This is a genomic window from Alkalihalophilus lindianensis (assembly GCF_032843265.1).
Taxonomy (GTDB): Bacteria; Bacillota; Bacilli; order Bacillales; family Bacillaceae_D; genus Alkalihalophilus; species Alkalihalophilus lindianensis.
The window spans coordinates 1-642 of the sequence record NZ_JAWJBA010000027.1 but is presented as its reverse complement, the minus strand read 5'-3'; the positions used below and the strand labels follow the sequence as shown (position 1 = coordinate 642).

The 642-nt window shown below is 45.5% G+C and carries 1 protein-coding gene; it reads left to right on the top strand.

What is annotated here, in order from left to right; all coding sequences use genetic code 11:
• A partial coding sequence (locus RYX56_RS26555; protein ID WP_500660597.1) for a YrzR-like zinc ribbon domain occupies positions 1 to 177 on the top strand: 177 nt, incomplete at its 5' end.
• Between the last annotated feature and the right edge of the window lie 465 nt (positions 178 to 642).

The following is a 642-nucleotide window of genomic DNA, read 5'->3' as shown; positions in this document are numbered from 1 at the left end:
AATTGTGCCAGCAAGGATGTCGGTAAAATCGGCATTAATCAATATTATTGCTGGAACTGCTTTATCGAACTAACGGCTGCCGAAGGTATCATCAACACCCATCAGGTCGAAGAGGATGGCACATTAAGTTCTTTAGATGATTTGTTTGAAGAAGAAGAACGTCGTTACACTATATAATAGAAAAGCGCAAGCACCCTGGTCAGCGGCGTATGGCCTGGAGCGCTCCAACTGAGATAAAGGAAACACGGTGAGCGCAAGCGAACCGATGTTGACTTATCGTAGGGCGGAGAGCGAAGGACACTAGCCGCTAGGGCGCTGGAGCTAGACAATTCTCAAAGTCGAAAATTTTATACTTTCTTACCTTATAAGAAAAGCGCAAGCGCCCTGGTCAGCGGCGTATGGCCTCCTCGAAAAAGCTATCGCTTTTCCTTCGTGCGATGCTAATGCTGACGAAGCCTTCCTTGTGGAGCTGGACAATTCTCAAAGCCAAGTGATATAAATTCTGATATAAAAAAGGAAGAGGGGGCCGCCTCTTCCTTTTTTATATCGCAAACTCATAACTCGTCCATTCTTTTCATAAGATGAAGCATGGGGTCGGTTCTTGTGCTTCCTTTCATAATTTGACACGAGGAGGAGTTGGAT